Source organism: Bradyrhizobium sp. USDA 327, from assembly GCF_041262065.1.
Taxonomy (GTDB): Bacteria; Pseudomonadota; Alphaproteobacteria; order Rhizobiales; family Xanthobacteraceae; genus Bradyrhizobium; species Bradyrhizobium liaoningense.
Genome location: NZ_JBGCCW010000001.1, coordinates 1,941,883 through 1,959,498, shown reverse-complemented (window position 1 = coordinate 1,959,498; position 17,616 = coordinate 1,941,883). Strand labels below are relative to the sequence as shown.

At 64.1% G+C, this 17,616-nt stretch carries 15 protein-coding genes; 9 read left to right on the top strand and 6 right to left on the bottom strand.

Features of this window, described 5'->3' with window-relative positions; translation table 11 throughout:
- Nucleotides 1–17 precede the first annotated feature (17 nt).
- From ABIA42_RS08830 to ABIA42_RS08815, 4 genes are all read right to left on the bottom strand, one after another.
- Nucleotides 18–890, bottom strand: a complete 873-nt coding sequence (locus ABIA42_RS08830) for a branched-chain amino acid ABC transporter permease (RefSeq protein ID WP_025035503.1) — start codon at nucleotides 888–890, stop codon at nucleotides 18–20.
- Nucleotides 891–984: 94 nt separating this feature from the next.
- Nucleotides 985–2,238: an urea ABC transporter substrate-binding protein gene (locus ABIA42_RS08825; RefSeq protein WP_271526224.1), complete on the bottom strand. Its 1,254-nt coding sequence runs from the start codon at nucleotides 2,236–2,238 to the stop codon at nucleotides 985–987.
- Between the two features lie 10 nt (nucleotides 2,239–2,248).
- Nucleotides 2,249–2,914, bottom strand: coding sequence for an ANTAR domain-containing response regulator (locus ABIA42_RS08820; protein ID WP_370114184.1), 666 nt, complete (start codon nucleotides 2,912–2,914; stop codon nucleotides 2,249–2,251).
- Complete coding sequence (locus ABIA42_RS08815) at nucleotides 2,911–4,071, bottom strand: transporter substrate-binding domain-containing protein (protein WP_370114186.1); 1,161 nt, start codon at nucleotides 4,069–4,071, stop codon at nucleotides 2,911–2,913. The genes ABIA42_RS08820 and ABIA42_RS08815 overlap by 4 nt, the downstream gene beginning before the upstream one ends.
- Before the next feature lie 656 nt (nucleotides 4,072–4,727).
- Here ABIA42_RS08815 and ABIA42_RS08810 point away from each other — a divergent pair.
- Nucleotides 4,728–5,864 carry a GNAT family N-acetyltransferase gene (locus ABIA42_RS08810; protein ID WP_370114188.1) on the top strand — a complete coding sequence of 379 codons (1,137 nt, stop codon included), beginning with the start codon at nucleotides 4,728–4,730 and terminating at the stop codon, nucleotides 5,862–5,864.
- Nucleotides 5,865–5,892: 28 nt separating this feature from the next.
- On the opposite strand, the gene ABIA42_RS08805 is transcribed toward ABIA42_RS08810, so the two are convergent.
- Entirely contained in the window at nucleotides 5,893–7,116 is a 1,224-nt protein-coding gene (locus ABIA42_RS08805; RefSeq protein WP_370114190.1) for an FAD-dependent oxidoreductase, read from the bottom strand.
- Nucleotides 7,117–7,577: 461 nt separating this feature from the next.
- On the opposite strand from ABIA42_RS08805, the gene ABIA42_RS08800 reads away from it, so the two are divergent.
- The 3 genes from ABIA42_RS08800 (at nucleotide 7,578) to ABIA42_RS08790 (ending at nucleotide 11,903) form a co-directional block, all read left to right on the top strand.
- On the top strand, nucleotides 7,578–8,924 hold the full coding sequence (locus ABIA42_RS08800) for a lipopolysaccharide biosynthesis protein (RefSeq protein ID WP_370114192.1): 1,347 nt from the start codon (nucleotides 7,578–7,580) through the stop codon (nucleotides 8,922–8,924).
- 238 nt (nucleotides 8,925–9,162) lie between these two features.
- Nucleotides 9,163–10,338 (top strand): glycosyltransferase family 4 protein, encoded by a 1,176-nt coding sequence (locus tag ABIA42_RS08795; protein ID WP_370114194.1) that lies wholly within the window; start codon nucleotides 9,163–9,165, stop codon nucleotides 10,336–10,338.
- Between the two features lie 29 nt (nucleotides 10,339–10,367).
- Nucleotides 10,368–11,903, top strand: a complete 1,536-nt coding sequence (locus ABIA42_RS08790) for a hypothetical protein (RefSeq protein WP_271526231.1) — start codon at nucleotides 10,368–10,370, stop codon at nucleotides 11,901–11,903.
- A gap of 55 nt (nucleotides 11,904–11,958) precedes the next feature.
- Here the strand turns inward: ABIA42_RS08790 and ABIA42_RS08785 are convergent, their stop codons facing one another.
- Nucleotides 11,959–12,882 (bottom strand): LysR family transcriptional regulator, encoded by a 924-nt coding sequence (locus ABIA42_RS08785; protein WP_271526232.1) that lies wholly within the window; start codon nucleotides 12,880–12,882, stop codon nucleotides 11,959–11,961.
- Nucleotides 12,883–12,989: 107 nt separating this feature from the next.
- Here ABIA42_RS08785 and ABIA42_RS08780 point away from each other — a divergent pair, with 107 nt between their 5' ends.
- From ABIA42_RS08780 to ABIA42_RS08760, 5 genes are read left to right on the top strand one after another with little or no spacing between them, the layout of a single operon-like run.
- The gene (locus ABIA42_RS08780; RefSeq protein ID WP_028176754.1) at nucleotides 12,990–13,313 is read left to right on the top strand and encodes a Dabb family protein; all 324 of its coding nucleotides are present in this window, start codon (nucleotides 12,990–12,992) and stop codon (nucleotides 13,311–13,313) included.
- A complete protein-coding gene (locus ABIA42_RS08775; RefSeq protein ID WP_370114197.1) occupies nucleotides 13,310–14,389 on the top strand; it encodes a maleylacetate reductase in 1,080 nt (359 codons plus the stop codon). Before ABIA42_RS08780 ends, ABIA42_RS08775 begins: the two co-directional genes overlap by 4 nt.
- 5 nt (nucleotides 14,390–14,394) lie before the next feature.
- Nucleotides 14,395–15,768, top strand: coding sequence for an amidohydrolase family protein (locus tag ABIA42_RS08770; protein WP_370114199.1), 1,374 nt, complete (start codon nucleotides 14,395–14,397; stop codon nucleotides 15,766–15,768).
- A gap of 21 nt (nucleotides 15,769–15,789) precedes the next feature.
- Complete coding sequence (locus tag ABIA42_RS08765; protein ID WP_370114200.1) at nucleotides 15,790–16,692, top strand: NAD(P)-dependent oxidoreductase; 903 nt, start codon at nucleotides 15,790–15,792, stop codon at nucleotides 16,690–16,692.
- Nucleotides 16,693–16,707: 15 nt separating this feature from the next.
- Nucleotides 16,708–17,592, top strand: a complete 885-nt coding sequence (locus tag ABIA42_RS08760) for an intradiol ring-cleavage dioxygenase (RefSeq protein WP_370114202.1) — start codon at nucleotides 16,708–16,710, stop codon at nucleotides 17,590–17,592.
- The last annotated feature ends 24 nt before the right edge of the window (nucleotides 17,593–17,616 follow it).

Here is a 17,616-nt window from a genome sequence, read left to right as displayed (position 1 = left end):
ACGACGCCATCACTCCGTCAGGTGCGCTCGCGCAGCACGAACCCGGAAATGCCTTTCGGCAACACCCGGACGACGATGATGACGGCGACCAGCAGACCGATCTGGCCGAACAGCTGTCCCTGCCAGGACGTCATCACCGACTTCACCACCGCAAGCACGCCGCCGGCCGGTGCCGTGCCGAGGAAGACGTCGGCGCCGCCGATCACCACGGTGACGAAGGCCTCCATGATGAAGGTCGCGCCCATGGTCGGCACCAGCGTCATGGTCGGCGCATAGAGACCACCGGCAAGACCGGCGAGCCCTGCCCCGCAGGCGAAAGTGAGGCTGTAGATCAGGCGCGTGTCGACGCCGAGCGCAGCCGCCATATGCGGCACCTGGATGGTGGCGCGTGCCAGCACGCCGAACCGCGTCCAGTTGAACAGCGCGTAGAGCGCGGCGAGCACGCCGAGTGCGGCGCAGAACAGCACGATGCGATAGATCGAATAGGAATAGTCGCCGACCTGGAAACTGCCGAACGGCGTGCCGACGCCTGCCATGGTCGAGCCGACCATGATCAGCGTGCCCTGCGTGGCGATCAGGCTCAGCCCCCAGGTGGCGACGATGGTGTCGAGCGGCCGGTCGTAGAGATGACGGATGACCGCGAGCTCCACCACGACGCCGACCAGCGCCGACACGAGCGTGCCGGCCAGTATTCCCAGCGGCAGCGGGAGGCCGGCATGCACGGTCGCGGCGGTGACGTAGGCGCCGCACATGATGAACTCGCCATGGGCGAGATTGATCACGCCCATCATGCCGAAGATCACCGCGAGCCCGCAGGCCGAGAGCACCAGGAATGCGAAGGCGTCGCCGAATTGATAGAGCGCCGAGAATACGTGGGTCGCGATGTCCATGAATCAACCAGGATGTGGGAGGATGCGGCGTCGCCGCCGCAGATGTCCGTGATCGCCCCGGCGCGCCGCAAGCGCCGGGGCGATCAGCCGCCGGTCAGGGCTTCGGCGGCGGATTCGACGGCGTGTATTGGGCCATCGGATCCTTCTTGGTGAGATCGCAGCCGGCTTCACCCAGCCAGTACGGCTTGATGTCCTCCCAGACCTTCGGGAAGGAGATCGAGTGATCGGCGCCGACCTTGGCGAGATAGATCGTGTGCGACATGTGCTGGCTCTTCGGGTCGATGCAGACCTTGCCCTCCGGCGCGTCCATGCAGACGTCGCCCAGCGCGATCACCTTGCGGATCTCCTCGCGCTTGGTCGACTTCGCGCGCTCCACCATCTGCTTGTAGAGATAGACCGCGAGATAGGAGTTCTCCGCCTCCTGGTTCACATAAGGCTCGCTCGGGAACTTGGCCTTGAACTTGGCGTAGAACGCCTTGCTCTTGGGCGAGTCGATCTCCTCGATGTAATTGGTGGTGACGTACATGTCCTTGAGGCTCGGCGGCTTGAAGCGCTTGTGCTCGTAGCCCTGGCCGACATTGACCGAGGAGGCCATCGGCAGGTTGACGTTGGCGGAGGCCGCCTGCTCGTAGTAGGAGGCCTGCGCGGTGCCGACCAGCAGCGTCACCACGAAGTCCGGCTTGGCCTTCTGGATGTTCTGGATGCTCTGCGAGAACTGCGACACGCCGAGCGGGATGAACTCCTCGCCGGCCATCTTGCCGCCGTTCTCCTTGACGATCTTGCGGACCCACTCCGCCGAGATCTGGCCGAAATTGTAGTCGGCTGCGAGCGTGTAGACGTTCTTGCCGTACTTCTCCATCATGTACGGAATGAGCGTCGAGAACTGCTGCTCGGGCACGGCACCGGTGACGATCATGTGGCCGTCGCAGACACCGCCTTCGTACTGGTTGTTGTAGAACGCGAAGCCGTTGAACTGATCGACGATCGGGCGGTACGCCTCGCGCGAGGCCGAAGAGAAGCCTGCGAACACGACATCGACCTTGTCGCGCTGGAGCACGCGCCGCATGAACTCCTGGTAGCGGGTGTTGTCGGACTGCGTGTCGTAAGTGACGAGCTCCAGCGGCCTGCCCATGATGCCGCCGGCCTTGTTGATCTCGTCGGCGGCGAGCTGGATGGCGTGAACCTTGCCGATCGTGGCCGCCGCGAAATCGCCGGACTGATCCTCCAGCACGCCGAGCTTGATCGGGTTTTCCGCCGCGAGCGCCAAGTGTGATCCAAGGGGTGATCCGAGGACAAGCGTCCCCGTGAGGGCTGCGGCGCGCAGCCCCCGCAATACAGACTTGCTCATTTTGCTTCTCCTAGATGGCCTGCTTGTTGCCGCCTTGCAGCGTGATGCCGATCGTGCGGCTGGACGTGTCGGGCGGCTTAGCCCGCTTGCTCAGAAACTCCTCGCAATAGAGTTCCATGTTCTGCCGCGCGCGCATGCTCTCGCGGCGGAGCTGGGAATAGGCACCTTCCTCGTCGAGGCCCTCCTGCCGCATCAGCAGGATGACGGCCCGGATCACCGCGCGGCGGCCGCGGCGGCGCTCCTCGAGACCCTGCAGGCGCTCATACATCTCGGCGCGCAGCAGGAACTGGTTGATGCCCATGAACAGGGACGTGTAGACCGCGCCGCCATGCACCGGCTTGCGCAGGAATGAGGTCGCGCCCAGATTGACCAGCGCCTTGAGCCGGCTCGGCGCTTCGACGCCAACGAGACCGATCACCGGCGCCGGCGGCAATCGCGAGGCAGGATTGACCTCGATGGCGACGGCGCCTTCGAGATCGCCGTCGATGAACAGGATGTCACGGTCGGCCTGCAGACTCGCAACATCGATCTGGGCGCGACCGTCGATGATCTCCGGGTACTCCGTGGAAACGCCGAGCTTGGCCAGCGTCGTTTCGAGCGCGCTCTCCCACCCTCCTCGCCTGGTGACGACGATGGCACGGCCGCCCTTGAAGTTCTGCAGCAGTCGGGAGCTCATGATTGCACCACCTTCAAATGTGGAGAGCGCATTGCGCTGGCAAAGCGCGGCGACGACTGAACGAGATAGGGATCCGGCGCGATCGGCTCGCGCGATTCCAGCAGCACTTCGAACTGCCCGTTGGCGGTCGACCGGCCGATCCGAGGCGTGAGCCAGGCGTGGAAGGTCTGGCGGTCGATGCGGACCTCGCCTTGCGGCGCGTGCAGCCGCTGGTCTGCCACGGCGGCGCGGACCGTCCGTGCGTCGTCGGTGCCGGCCTGCGACAAGGCCGCTCCGAGCAGCTTGACGGCGATGTAGGACGCTTCGGCATCCGCCGACGAGACCGGTCCGTCCGGAAAGGACGCCGTATAGGCGCGAATGAAGGCGCCGTTTTCCGCCGAGTTCAGCGAAGAAAAATAGACACTCGAGGATAGATGTCCATCGATCGCATCCGGGCCGATCTCCGGCAATTCCGGCTCCGACAGCGTGCAGCTCGCAACCGGGATTTCCGCGGCCTGATCGATGCCGCGCGCGCGGCAGGCGGCCCGGAACGCCCGGAAGAACGCGTAGGCGCTGGTGCCGATCAGATTGTTGAAGACGAAGTCGGGGCGTTGGTCGATGATTGCCGCGATCACCTGATCGACCTCGGTGTCGCCGACGGAGAGATACCGCTCGGCGAGCACGGTGCCACCGCGCGCAGTCAGTGCCTCCCGGAAGATGCGGTTGTTTTCCCAAGCCCAGATGTAATTAGAGCCGACGCAAAAGGCCCGCGAACCGAGGCGGGATGCCAGGTAGTCGACGAGTGGCAGCACGTGCTGGTTCGGCGCGGCGCCGGTGTAGATGACGTTATCGGAGCTCTCGAATCCCTCGTAGTGAGAGGGATACCACAGCAGTCCGTCGAGCTTCTCGAAGCACGGGATCACCTCCTTGCGGCTCGACGAGGTGTAGCAGCCGACCACATGCCGGACGCCGGAACCGAGCAGCTCGAGGCTGAGCGAGCGATAGCTCGCGAGGTCGCCGGACGGATTCACGACCACCGGCTCGAGCGCAATATCACCACCGCTCGCATTGATCTCGCGAAAGGCGAGCAGCGCCCCATTCAGCATTGATCGCGCGACGACGCTATAGGACCCCGTCGTCGAGAGCATTACGCCGATCCGGTATGTCGTCCGCGCCATCACTCGTCCCGAAATGAAAAAGGCGCCCATCGGCTCGTTAAGCCGAGGGCGCCCTCGCCGCCAACCGAGCACGCGAAATCCGCGCGATGTTGGAAATGGTTGAAACTCGCTGCGTTGACGGGCTGAACTGCCCAACGCTTGCCCAGCACGGTCGTTGAGATCAGTTACGAAGTCAAGCGCGTTATTGCAGCGAAAGCTGCCACGATTCGTATCGTGGTGCAGCAAAACTGTGCAGCCGATCCGAGCCACTGCGTCGATGCGCCGTAGACATGACGGCACGCCCGAAGTCCTGCTTTCGGGCCTGTCGTGCGCTATCGAAGGTTGCGCGGTCGAACCTGCCGATGGATCCGTGCCAAGCCAAGTCGTCAGCACTTCCCGCTACGAGCGACAGGCATCTCTGCCGGCGCCCGAATTCGCCGAGTGTGAATTCCGGCCGGCTGAGCATCATCTGGCATCGAGCCGGCCGCGCACGATCTCATCCTCAGCCCTGGGTCCATGCACCTCCGACATTTTAAGAATTTGGTAACGATACGAACGTCGCTGAACGCATTAATGCAAATCGCACGCTGCCGGTGTCTGCCCCGTAACGACCTTGCTATAAGCCCAGCCAGGCGCGATCGACGCTCGCGAAATCGACCTGGTTTCACTGATTGCTCATGAACAAGCTTAGCAATACGTTCGACATCGTCATCGAGCAGTCGTTCGACTTTCTGTCTCCTGACTATGCAGAGTTGTTTGATCGCTCGGCCGCCACTGCGTTCCAGCATCCGGTCTGGCTGCATAGCCTCTACACCAGGCTCGCGCCGGAAGCGGGCGCAACCCCTCTGGTCGTCGTGGTCCGCCACCGCGCGACGGGGGCCCTTGCGATGGTGCTGCCCCTGCTCCGGATCCGGCGCGGTCCGATACGAACCGTCGAGTTCGCCGACCTCCGCGTTTCTGACTACCTGGCGCCGGTTTGCAGCCCGAATGTGTTCTCGCAATTGCTCGATGACGCGGCTGCGTGCGCGCAGATTCGGCGCCTTGTCCGTCCTTTCGATCTGCTCCGAATGGTCAAGCTGCCCGACGGACGGCTTCCGATCGAAGACCTCCTGGCTGCGTCCCGCCGCGTAGCGATGGACACCAATGCCTACGCGACGGTTCTCGTCGCGCCGTTCGAGCAATGGCGGGCCAGCACGCTCGATCGCTCCTATCAGAAGGAGCTCGCAAAGAAACGTCGTCAGCTCGAGAAGAAGGGCGCGCTGAGCTTCTCGTGCTGCGGCGACAGCGCGTCCGCGCTCGAGGCGCTGGACGTCATGAGGAAGTTCCGGGGGCCGCGCTTTCACGCACAGGGCGACGGAGACCTGCTGCAGCGCCCCGAATATTACGGCTTCTATTCCGCCGTCGCGCTTGGCGGCCTCGGTTCCTTTGTCCGCCTCTATGCCATGAAGATGGACGGCGAGGTGATCGCCGCCGTGCTCGGACTGTGCCACCAGAGCAGCTTCCTCATCATCATGAGCGCCTTCGACATCGCCGGCTACAAGAGCCAGTCCCTTGGCGCGCTGATGTTCGAGCAGGTGGCGCGGGACTGTATCGAGCGCGGAGATCGGATGCTCGATTTCACCATTGGCGACGAGCCATACAAGAAATTGTTCGGCGGGCAGCCTTCGCCGATGTGGGCGGTCACGCAGGCCGGCAGCACCGCAGGCGCCATCGCCCTCTTCGCGCTGAAGCAGGCTCCCTGGCTCAAGCTGGCGGCCAAGCGGCTATCGGATTTGAGACTCCAGCCCGCGCGCACCCCAACTCCCACGCGCTGACCGACGGCACGCGAAGGAGGAGCAAAACTCAGGCGCGCAACGCGCCGCGGACACGCCCGAGCCAACCCGGGTGCATCTGATCGACGCGATGTGTCAGACTGCGCCGCAGGAAGTGCAACCGTCGTCGTACATCCCAGCCGATGTCGTTGCGGGACGTCAGGGCCTCGCGGAAGCGCGCCATCTTCAGCGACTGCTGGTCCGCCGCGATCTTGTCGCGATCAGAATAGAACTGCGAGATCTTCTCTCGGCCCATGCCTGGGGTCATGAGCCACCGCGGCGCGTATTCGGTGCAAAGACGGTCGACGTCCACCAGCAGGCGGGCGACACCCGTGCCGGCAGCGGGGCAGTTGGTCTGGAACGCATCGCCGATGAGCACGACGCCGGGCTGGAGATGCCCCTCGACGACAGTCAGATCCATCACCCAGTTCCGGACCCGGTCGATCACGCGGAAATCGCCGAGGTAGTCCCGCAATCCCGGCAGCAGGCGCAAGACCGTCGCCTCCGGCTCGCGACGCAACTCGCGCATGATCGGGTCGGTCGGATCGCGGAACATGAAGAGATTGGCCCGCATGCCGGCACGGACGGGAAACAGGCTGAGATAGTCGATGCCATCCGCCGTGCGTTCGCCATAGCAGGTCAGCGCCTCGAAATCGAACGGGGTACCGTCCTGGCGGGCGATGGTGAATCCGAATGAAACCGAATGGCGCTCGGCCAGCACGCGCCGTCTGATGCCGAGCTTGTAACCGAGGACTCCCGCCATGCCCGTGGCCAGAACAACGAGGCGTGCGGCGACGCGCCGTCCGGAGGCCAGCTCGAGATGCTGGACATCGTCGCTGCTGCTGATCGCCGTGACCTCGTCGACGATCAGGTGGGATGGATCGGGGATCTGGCGACGCGCCATGGCGACAAGATCGGCATAGGGGAATCCGTAAGCCTGGCCGACGCTGACATCGACCACTTTGCCCTCCCGGATGTTGAGCACCTGGTCATATCGGCAAGCGATGTCCTCGAGCGCGTTGAGAAAGCCCAGCTTGCGAAACAACTCCAGCTGATGGCCGCCGATCTTTTCGACCCGGAATTCGTCCGGATAGATCGCGCGCTTGTCGACGAGAGCAACGCGATGCCCCGCCCGCGCCAGCACGGCCGCCGCCAGCGATCCCGCAAGGCCGCCGCCGACAACGGCGATGTCGGAGACGATCGTTGCCGTCTCGCCCTCATCAATCGGCTCGGTCACGGCTCCATCCGTCGTCATGGCTTCGGCTCCAGGTTCACGGAGGTTCCAGTGCAACTCTCCCGCCTGATGTCGCATCGCAGAGCCAAGTGCGATCATTTCCGAAGATTGAGGTTAATGACCGGAAGCGGCGGGCGCGCTGCCGCCGTTCCGGCACGCGTCTTGCTCGAGATGCTCCGTAGATTCCGGGTTCCGACATCCCGGCGACCGATCCCGCGCCATTCCGCACTCGAACCGCCGATCTCGCCTTCTTCGGTCGTCGATGCGGCGCTAGGCCGTCAGTCGGTCGAGCTGAACTTTGCACCAACCGGGACAATGAGGACGCCGATGTTCCAGAGTGAAGCAGCCGACGTAGCCGCGATATCGTCGCGGCCGGCGAGATCCTGCATCTCGTCCATTAACACTCGCGCCGTTGCAGCATGCTAGGTTGTCGCCGGTATCGGAACACGTCTCTTCAGGGGAACGCAGCCCCTTAACCCTCCATGATCGAAGTCATCCTCCAGTTCATGCGGCGCGATGTCACGCGCGGTGTTGCCGGGACCATCCTCCTCAAGGTTGGCAGCGGCGTGCTCGCGTTTGCATTGTTCTCGCTGGCGGCACGAACGATGTCGCCCGATGGCTTCGGCATCTTTGCGACCTGGCTCTCGGTCGCCCAGATCGCAGCCGTCCTGGGACTGGTCGGCCAGGAATCCCTGCTGGTGCGATTCCTCAACGAGTATCAGGTCAGTGAGAGGCCGGACCTCACCAAAGGCGTCCTCCTGTCCAGCTTCAAGATCGCCTCGGTCGCAATGCTGATCGTGATTGCCGGGATCGCCATCGTGGCAAGCATGAGAGGCGACTGGTGGCTGCTGATCCTCGTGGTGTCGGCCTACACGGCCGTCAACGCCGCAGTGATGCTTGGGAGCCAGATCGCTCGCTCGCTGGTCAGCATTCTCATGGGCGAAGGAAATCGCGAGTTCTTCTGGCGGGTCATCGTCGTCCTGTTCCTGCTCGCCATGCTGCTCAGCCATCGGCAACTCGATCCCACCGAGCTGATCGCGGTGATGACGATGGCCATGTCGGTGGGCCTGATGGCGCAGATCATTTCGATCGCGCGAGTGCTGCCGGACTTGCGCGGTACGCCGGCGCGCACCGAGACGTCCCGCTGGCGATCGAGCGCCCTTCACTTCTGGCTCGCATCCATCCTTGAAGCCGCCAACCAGTATTTCGACGTCATTCTGGTCTACTGGATGCTGGATCCGACGACCGCCGGAATCTACTTTGCCGCCTCGCGCCTTGCCAACATCTTCGCCATGCTGTCCGCAGCGCTGTACACTTTCGGCGCGCGCCGGCTTCCGTCGCTGTATTTCAGCAAAAACCACCGGGAGTTCGAGCGGACGTTGCGGTTGATGGCGGAAGTGACCGCACTTTGCGTGATCGCCGGACTCGTCACCATCTGGATCGGCGGTCCCTATCTCCTCAACCTGTTCGGACCTCATTTCACCGCACAGCACTCGGTCTTGATCGTGCTCGCGATCGGAACCGCCATCCAGGCGGCAGGCGGCCCGTCTGCCGCGATCCTGCAGCTGACCGGCCATGAACGAATCTATGTACCGGTCGTTGCGGCCAACGTCGCGCTGCGGCTCGTGGGGTTTATCGTCCTCATTCCCTGGCTCGGCGTGCTTGGCGCGGCGATTTCGGCGACGGTGTCGCTCGCGCTCGCGACCATTGCCCTGAATATCCTCTGCCGCCGGCGATCCGGGGTGGATCCTTCGGTCCTCGTGCTCTTGCGCTTCTCTGCTTCGAGGCGCGGCAACTATGCAGTTCGCGGCGCGGACTCGAGCGACTAGATGTCATCAGGTCGCTGCTCGAGGAATCCGCAGTCACGCGCTGGCAGCGTGCAAGACCGATTGGTTAACGCACTCGCCGCGCACCGTCGGGGAAACAGCGGAAATACCGCGCGAATGATGTCCTTGCAAAGGCATCGCATTAACTCCGTTTGTTGCTAGCCGATGTCCGGGCGATACCCGCATGATAGGTACGGAGTTAAGAAGGTGAAGATTTCGTTTCTTTAGCGGGTCGGGGTCCGTGCTCCACTATCAGCCGAACAAGGAATTGGGCGAGACGAGCGCGATGGCTTTGGCGCGGCCGGACAACGGCGGGCCGAAACTGCACGTGCTTCTCGCGCAAACCCAGGCCGAGAACGCCGGTGCGCAGGAAATCTCGCGGCTTCTCGGCGCCGGGCTCACCGCTCGCGGCTACCGGGTCACCAATCTATTCTTCTTCCGCAAATCGGACTCTTTCGATGAGCCGCCGGATACGCTCTACTGCGCGCCGAGCCGGCCGGGCAATCCGGTAGCGCTGCTGCGGATGCTGCGGACGCTCGGCCGCCATATCAGGGCCACGAGGCCCGACGCCGTCCTGACTTTCCAACATTTCGGCAATGTCATCGGCGGTGGCGTGACGCGCCTCGTCAGCCGTGCACCGGTTGTCGCAAATCAGGTTTCATCCGCAATGTCGATGAGTTGGCCGGTCCGAACCGCCGACATCGTCATGGGCAGCCTCGGCTTCTTCGACTGCATCACGCTCAATTCGAAGGACATGCAGCGCGAATATTCGCGCTACCCCGCGGCCTACCGCTCGCGCATGGTGCATGTGCCTCACGGCTTCGACGACAAGGCCCTAACGCTGTCGAAGGAGGCTGCACGACATAGGTTCAACCTGCCGCCGGGCTGCGTCCTGCTCGGCTGCGCAGCAAGGCTGCATCCGCACAAGCGGCTCGATTTGGCGATACGTCTGTTGCCGGATCAGCCATCCTGGCGCCTCGCCCTCGCCGGCCAGGGCGCCGACGAGGCCCGACTGAGACAGCTCGCGAACGACTTGAACGTCTCGGACCGACTGCATTGGCTCGGGGAGATTCCTCCCAGCCGGATGGCGGACTTCCTGGCCTGCCCGGACGTGTTCGTCTTTCCGACACAGGCCGAAACCTTCGGTCTGGCCGCTGTCGAGGCTGCGAACGCCGGTGTTCCCTCGGTCGTGACGGATCTTCCCGTCCTGCGCGAAGTGTTGTCCTACGAAGGAAGACCGACTGCGCTTTTCGTCGATGCCTCCGATCATGCGAAGCTCTCCGCAGCCGTCTCCACGCTGTTGACGGACAAGCACCTGAGCGACGAACTGCGACAAAACGCCAAAGGCCTGAGATTGCGCTATTCGGTAGATGCGATGGTTGACGAATACGTTCGTATTCTCGAGCAGGTCATTTGACATGATCCGTTGAAACAGATTGGCTCGACATGATCATCGAGTTTCGCTGTGAACGCGACTACGCGCGGCAGTGGATGGCGCGCGAGACGCTGTCGATCGACGGCCGGGACGTGCCAGTTCGAATCGTATGGGCGCCAACGGCGGAGCCGCGGCCCGCAGGTCTCGACGCCCTGTTCGAGCTCGAACGCGTGGTGCTGCGCAAAGGCAAACATGGCGGCGCAGACAGGCTGAAGATCGTTCCGGAAGGGGCGCAGGCCTGCGGCGGCACCGCCGATATGATCGTCGATTTTACGGGCGCCGCGCGGGATCCGGACTGCTCTGCCCGGCTGTATCTGCGTCCGCTGTTCAACGGAGCTGCGGGCGAAAATGCCGCCCTCGCCGCCATTCTCGCCGGCGACCTGCCCGTGATCGACATCGTCAACGAGGTCGACGGTTCGGTCCTCGACCGCGGCCATCCATCCGGAGAAATTGCCGCGGGCCTCAGCGGCGCGCTCGAAACCGTCATGGCGCGAACCCTGACCATGGTGGCGGCGGTCCTGTCGGGAAGGCCGCGAATTGTGCCGCAACTGGCGCGCCCCGCCGGGAATGGCTTGCGCCGCGAACCCGTCGGCTATGTCGCTCGCGGCCTTGCCGTTTCGATCGCCAAGGAGATCTATCGCCTCTGCTGCTATGCCCCGCATTGGCATATCGGATGGCGCTTCAATGACGGCGGGGGCGTCTGGCAGACCGGAGATCTATCCGGCCCCAGCTGGAACGTTCTGGGAGATCCTGGAAACCACTTCTACGCCGATCCCTTTCCGATCACGTGGCAGGGACGCACATTCGTCTTCTTTGAGGATCTCGATCACCGCGTCGGAAAAGGCATCATTTCGGCGATCGAGTTCAGTGACGCGGGGCCGGTCGGCGAGGTGATGCCGGTGCTGGAGGAGCCCTGGCACCTCTCCTATCCGTTTCTGATCGAAGACGATGGCGAGCTGTGGATGATCCCGGAGAGCTCGACGCGCGGGGACGTCGCCCTCTACAAATGCGTTCGGTTTCCGGACAAATGGGCGCGATATGCGACGCTCCTTTCCGGCTTCGAGCTGGCCGACGCCACGATCACGCGGCACAACGGCCTGCACTATCTATTTGGCGCCTGGCGCGACGGCACGGGTGGCTATTCGGATTCGCTGGCGATCTACTACGCCGACCGCCTCTTGGGACCCTGGTTGCCCCACGCCAGCAATCCGGTCTTGATCGACCGCGCAAGCACGCGGCCGGCGGGGAATTTCGTCACCCTCAATGACAAATTGTGGCGACCGGTCCAGGATTGTGCCGACGGATACGGCGCGGCGCTCGCCCTGGCGGAGGTGGTCGAACTGTCGCCGACGGCGTTCAAGCAGATCGTTCGCCACTCTCTGAAACCCGGACCGCTATGGCCCGGCAGGAAATTGCATACCTTGAACCGCTGCGGCCGGCTCGAGCTGATCGACGGATCGCGCGTCCAACCCAAGACGCCTGCATTCGCGAGTCAATTTCCGTCGACCGTCTCGTCTGCACGAACCAACCCGAGTTCCGCTGCTTGATCTGCGTTTCGCGCGCCGACCCGCTCACGGCGATCAGAATTCTCAGGCGGGCCGTTCATTTCGCCGCTTCGATCCAGATGCCGGGCTGGGAATGCTCGCGGATGTGGCTGACCAGGAAGTCCGAGAACACCCTGATCTTCGCGGGCAGCCTGACGCGGTTCTGATAGGCGATGTTCATGGTGAGCAGAGGCAGCTCCCAGCCCATCAGGACCGGCACCAGCCGGCCGGCCGCGATATCACCCTGCACGATATAGAGCGGCTGGATCAGGATGCCCAGCCCTGCACGCGCTGCGCCACAGATGATCTGGCCGTCATTGCTATCGAGCGTCGGCGCGATGCGGATGGTCTGCGTCGTGCTGCCCTGGCTCAGCCGCAGCGAATAGGGATCGTTGGCGAGGTTGTAGATCAGCATATTGTGGCGGGCGAGATCGGCGGGATGCTCCGGCCAGCCGTGCTTCTCCAGGTAGGAGGGAGCCGCAGCCAGCACGCGGTGCATCTGGCCGATCCGGCGGACGATGATGTTGGAGTCCGGTTCGTGCTCCCGCGTGCGGATCGCGACGTCAATGCCAGCTTCGATGAAGTCGGGATACCGGTTTGCGCTGATGATCTGCACGCTGAGATTGGGATAGAGCGCGCGGAAGGCGGGCAGCATCGGCGCGAGATAGATCATCGCGAACGACAACGAGCTCGTCACGCGCAGCATGCCCTTGGGCGACAGCGCGCGGTCGGAGACGGCATCCTCAGCCTCAGCCAATTCGTTCAAGAGCGTGCCGCAGCGCTGCAGCAGCTCCTGTCCTGCCTCGGTCAGCCATTGCCGGCGCGTGTTGCGCTCGATCAGCCGGACCGCAAGCCGCTCCTCCAGCGCGCTGAGATGACGGCTGACAGCCGCGTTCGACATCCGCAGCGCTTCGGCAGCTTTGGACAGGCTGCCGAGTTCAGCGGTTTTGGAGAAGACCTCGAGTTGGAGAAGCCGGTCCATTTTTGCAGAAACAGGAAAAGAGACTTACAATTTTTGACCTTTATTTCCGATTTCTGCAAGGCAAAATAGCGCCAACAAAGCACTATCGCAGGCGAGGAAACTGGGAAATGTCGGGCCCGATCAGGCACATCGTGATGTGGCGGCTGCGCGGGGACACCCCCGAGGAGCGCTCAGCCGCCCGGGTCAAGGTCAAGACCCTGTTCGAGGGCCTCAAGGGCCGGATCGACGGCCTCACCCATATCGAGGTCGGCCTCGACGTCAGCGCTGTCGACTATGCCTGCGACGTCGTCCTGTTCTCCGAATTCACCGACCAGGCGGCGCTTGCCGCCTACGCCAACCATCCGGAACATCTGCGCGTCCGCGAGGCGTTGGGCGACTTGCGGATCGGACGCTTCCAGGTCGATTATCCCATCAAAGAGACCGGCGCATGATCGGCTCGTTCACCTACGAAAACCTGCCCTGCCGGGTCGTGTTCGGCAGCGGAACGCTGGCTTCCGCCAAGGCTGAGGTCGAGCGGTTCGGCGGCAAACGCGCGCTGGTGCTGACGACGCCGCAGCAGGAGGCGCAAGGCAAGAGCTTGGGCGCCGCGCTCGGCCCGCTCTACGCCGGCCTGTTTTCCGGCGCCACCATGCACACGCCGGTCGAAGTCACGGAACGCGCGCTCGCGGCGCTGAAAGCGTGCGAGGCCGACTGCGTCGTTTCGCTCGGCGGCGGCTCGACCACCGGTCTCGGCAAGGCGCTGGCCTTGCGCACCGGCGTCAACCAGCTCTGCATCCCCACTACCTATGCCGGCTCCGAGATGACACCGATCGTCGGGCAGACCGAAAATGGCCTGAAAACCACGGTCCGCGATGCGGCCGTGCTGCCGGAGACGGTGATCTACGATGTCGATCTGACCCTGACGCTGCCGGCGAGCCTCGCCGCAACCTCCGGCATCAATGCGATCGCCCATGCGGTCGAGGCGCTCTATGCCCGCGACGCCAACCCCGTGACATCGCTGATGGCGGAAGAAGGCATCCGCGCGCTGGCACGCGCCCTGCCCGCGATCGCCACCAAGGCCAACGACCGCGAGGCACGCACCGAAGCTCTTTACGGCGCGTGGCTGTGCGGCGTCTGCCTTGGCACGGTCGGCATGGCGCTGCATCACAAGCTCTGCCACACGCTCGGCGGCACCTTCGACCTGCCGCACGCCGAGACCCACACTATCGTGCTGCCGCATGCGCTGGCTTACAACGCACCGGCGGTGCCCGACGCGATGGCGCGCATCTCGCGCGCGATCGGCGCTGCCGACGCGTCGCAGGGGCTTTTCGAGCTTGCGAAGCGGCTGGGTGCGAAGGTCGGGCTGCGTGATATCGGCATGCCTGAAAGCGGCATCGACAAGGCGGCCGACCTCGCCGTCACCAATGCCTACTGGAATCCGCGTCCGCTCGAGCGAAACGCCATCCGCGACCTGATTGCACGCGCCTGGGCCGGCGAGCGGCCGGGCACCGTCAGAGCGGCGGCGTGAACGCGATGCGGCGTACGTTGATCAAATCAGCCACCGTCATCAGCATGGATGACGCGATCGGCGACCTTTCGAGCGGCGATGTGCTGGTCGAAGGCAGCCGGATCGTCGACGTGCGCCCATCGATCGACCTCGGCAGTGGTGCCGGCGAGACCGAAATTGTCGACGGTGCCGGGCGCATCGTCATCCCCGGCCTGATCAACGCGCACATGCACACCTGGCAGACGGGCTTGCGCGGCTATGCCGCGAACTGGACGCTGCTCGAATATTTCCGCCGCATGCATGCCGGGCTCGCGACCGTGTTCCGGCCCGAGGACATCCATATCGCGACGCTGGTCGGTGCGCTGAACCAGATCAACCACGGCGTCACCACGCTGGTCGACTGGTGCCACAACAATCCGACGCCTGATCACACCGATGCCGCCGTGCGCGGCCTGATCGAGAGCGGCATCCGCGCCGCCTTCTTCCACGGCTCCCCAAAGCCCGAGCCGAAGCCAGGCGAGCCGCATTTCTCGGAGATACCGCATCCGCGCAGCGAGGTCGAGCGGCTGCTCGCAGGTCCCCTCGCCGACCGCGACGGCCTCGTCACGCTCGGTCTTGCGATCCTGGGTCCGCATTATTCGACGCTCGACGTCGCTATGCACGATTTCCGCCTGGCACGAGAGCTCGAGCTGATCGCATCGATGCATCAAGGCGGCGGTCCGGCCAAGACGCCCGGCGGCTGGGAGCAGCTGATCGAGGCCGGCCTCGTCGGCGCGGGCGTCAACATCGTCCATGGCAACGATCTGCCCGATGAACTCCTGGACCGGATGATTGATCTCGGCGTGTCCTTCTCGGTGACGCCTGAGAACGAGATGATCCAGGGCCACGGCTTCCCGATAACCGGACGCCTCCTGAAGCGCGGCGTTCGGCCGACGATCGGCATCGATCTCGAATCCGTGCTGGCAGGCGATCTCTTCTCCGCCGCCCGCGTTGCACTCTCGATGCAGCGGGCGCTCGACAATGCGGAGTCTCGCAAAGCGATCGGCACCATTCCGCCAACCACGACGATCCCCGTGCGCGAGGCGCTCCGCTGGATCACGACGGAGGGCGCGCGCATGCTCGGCCGCGAGAGGCAGATCGGCTCGCTGACGCCGGGCAAGCTCGCGGACCTCGTCATCATCAACGCCTCCGATCTCAATCTAGTCCCGATGCACGATCCCGTCGCCACCGTCGTGATGCAGACGAGCCTCGGCAACATCGAGGCCGTGATGATCGCCGGCGCCTGGAAGAAACGTAACGGCCGGTTGCTGGCCGAGGGACTGGAGACGAAGAAGGACCTGCTGGCGCAATCCGGCCGGCGGCTGGTGCAGGACATCGAACGACAGGGACGCGCTGCCTAGCAGCGCCAATGGACAAGAACAATGACTGACGCTTCCAGGAATGTTGCTTTCATCGGGATCGGCAAGATGGGTCTGCCGATGTCGGCGCTCGTCATCAAGGCCGGGTATGCCGTGACCGCTTTCGATCAGAATGCCGCACGCCTCGACGAGGCACGCGCACTCGGCGTTTCGGTTGCCGCTTCGCCGGCCGCCGCCGTGAGCGGCAAGCCGGCCGTTGTCACGTCCCTGCCCGATGACGCAGCGTTACGCGGCGCGTTGCTGGGCCCCTCCGGCTTCATCGCCGCGATGGCGCCCGAAGCCAGCTTGATCGAGACCAGCACCGTCAGCGTCGAGGCCTCGACCGAAGTTGCGGCCGCAGCGCAGGCGCGCGGCATTTCCTATCTCCGTTCGCCGGTCTCCGGCAATGCCAGCATCGTCCACACCGGCGCGCTGACCTGCTTCGTCTCGGGGCCGAAGCAAGCCTTCGAGAACGCAAAGCCGCTGTTCGCAGCCTTTACCCGCGCGCAGACCTATCTGGGGCCGGCCGAGGAAGCCCGCTACGCAAAACTGTCCGTCAACCTGATGATCGCGGTGTCGGCCGCGATGATGGCGGAGAGCCTCGCGCTGGCGCGCAAGGGCGGCATCGCCTGGCAGGACATCCTGAAGGTGCTCGACGACAGCGCGATTGCCTCGCCGATGGTGAAGTACAAGACAGCGCCGCTGCGGACTCGCGACTTCGAGTCCACCTTCTCCTGCAGGCAGATGGCCAAGGATCTCGATCTCATCCTCGGCGCCGGGCACGCCGTCGGCGTGCCGCTTCAGCTCGCGGCGCAAGTGCGCGAGACCTATGGCTCGCTGGTGGCGCAGGGCGACGGCGACACCGACTTCATCGCAACCGTCAAGCATCTCGAACGGCTGTCCGGCCTCGGCGAACCGAAGCTGTGATCAACGGAGGCACGCATGCGTAACTTCAACGAGAACACGATCACCGACGCGGTGCTGGAGCGGATCGCGGGGGCGACCGATCCGCGCATCAAGCAAATCAGCGAGGCCCTGGTGCGTCACCTTCATGCCTTTGTCCGCGAGGTACGGCCGACCCAGAAGGAATGGGAATACGGCATCGATTTCCTGACCCGCACCGGACACATGTGCAATGACAAGCGCCAGGAGTTCATCCTGCTGTCGGACACGCTCGGCGTTTCCATGCTGGTCGACGCCATCAACCATCCGGTGCCGGAAGGCGCGACCGAGACCACGGTGCTCGGCCCGTTTTTCGTCCAGGCCGCGCCGGAGAAGGACAGCGGCGCTGACATCTCCGGTCCGATGGAAGGCGATCCGATGCTGGTGACCGGCTCGGTCTCGACCGTCGACGGAAAGCCGCTTGCGAGTGCCATTGTGGACGTCTGGCATTCCGACGATGACGGCTATTATGACGTGCAGCAACTCGACGAGATCGGCGATCTCGCGATGCGTGCCCGCTTCCACACTGACGCAAGCGGCCGCTTCCACTTCTGGTCGATCAAGCCTGCAGCCTACCCGATCCCGCATGACGGTCCGGTCGGCGAGATGCTGGAGGCTCAGGGCCGCCATCCCTGGCGCCCGGCGCATGTGCACTTCATGATCTCGGCACCGGGGTTCGAAAAGCTCGTGACTCATGTGTTCGTCGCGGGCGACCAGTATCTCGACAGCGACGTGGTATTCGGCGTCAAGGACAGCCTGATCCGGGAATTCGTCCGCCGCCCCGCCGGCCGTGCGCCGGATGGTCGCATGGTGGACACCGAGTATTTTCATCTCAACTACGATTTCGGCCTAAAGCAGGTCGCGAGCAACGCGAGAGCCGCTTAAGCTGGGCTACGGACCAACAAGAGT

Excerpts from the sequence above, each read along its gene's own strand:
- ABIA42_RS08830 (WP_025035503.1), bottom strand. The coding sequence starts at position 890 with ATGGACATCGCGACCCACGTATTCTCGGCGCTCTATCAATTCGGCGAC.
- ABIA42_RS08825 (WP_271526224.1), bottom strand. The coding sequence starts at position 2,238 with ATGAGCAAGTCTGTATTGCGGGGGCTGCGCGCCGCAGCCCTCACGGGG.
- ABIA42_RS08820 (WP_370114184.1), bottom strand. The coding sequence starts at position 2,914 with ATGAGCTCCCGACTGCTGCAGAACTTCAAGGGCGGCCGTGCCATCGTC.
- ABIA42_RS08815 (WP_370114186.1), bottom strand. The coding sequence starts at position 4,071 with ATGGCGCGGACGACATACCGGATCGGCGTAATGCTCTCGACGACGGGG.
- ABIA42_RS08810 (WP_370114188.1), top strand. The coding sequence starts at position 4,728 with ATGAACAAGCTTAGCAATACGTTCGACATCGTCATCGAGCAGTCGTTC.
- ABIA42_RS08805 (WP_370114190.1), bottom strand. The coding sequence starts at position 7,116 with ATGACGACGGATGGAGCCGTGACCGAGCCGATTGATGAGGGCGAGACG.
- ABIA42_RS08800 (WP_370114192.1), top strand. The coding sequence starts at position 7,578 with ATGATCGAAGTCATCCTCCAGTTCATGCGGCGCGATGTCACGCGCGGT.
- ABIA42_RS08790 (WP_271526231.1), top strand. The coding sequence starts at position 10,368 with ATGATCATCGAGTTTCGCTGTGAACGCGACTACGCGCGGCAGTGGATG.
- ABIA42_RS08785 (WP_271526232.1), bottom strand. The coding sequence starts at position 12,882 with ATGGACCGGCTTCTCCAACTCGAGGTCTTCTCCAAAACCGCTGAACTC.
- ABIA42_RS08780 (WP_028176754.1), top strand. The coding sequence starts at position 12,990 with ATGTCGGGCCCGATCAGGCACATCGTGATGTGGCGGCTGCGCGGGGAC.
- ABIA42_RS08775 (WP_370114197.1), top strand. The coding sequence starts at position 13,310 with ATGATCGGCTCGTTCACCTACGAAAACCTGCCCTGCCGGGTCGTGTTC.
- ABIA42_RS08770 (WP_370114199.1), top strand. The coding sequence starts at position 14,395 with ATGCGGCGTACGTTGATCAAATCAGCCACCGTCATCAGCATGGATGAC.
- ABIA42_RS08765 (WP_370114200.1), top strand. The coding sequence starts at position 15,790 with ATGACTGACGCTTCCAGGAATGTTGCTTTCATCGGGATCGGCAAGATG.
- ABIA42_RS08760 (WP_370114202.1), top strand. The coding sequence starts at position 16,708 with ATGCGTAACTTCAACGAGAACACGATCACCGACGCGGTGCTGGAGCGG.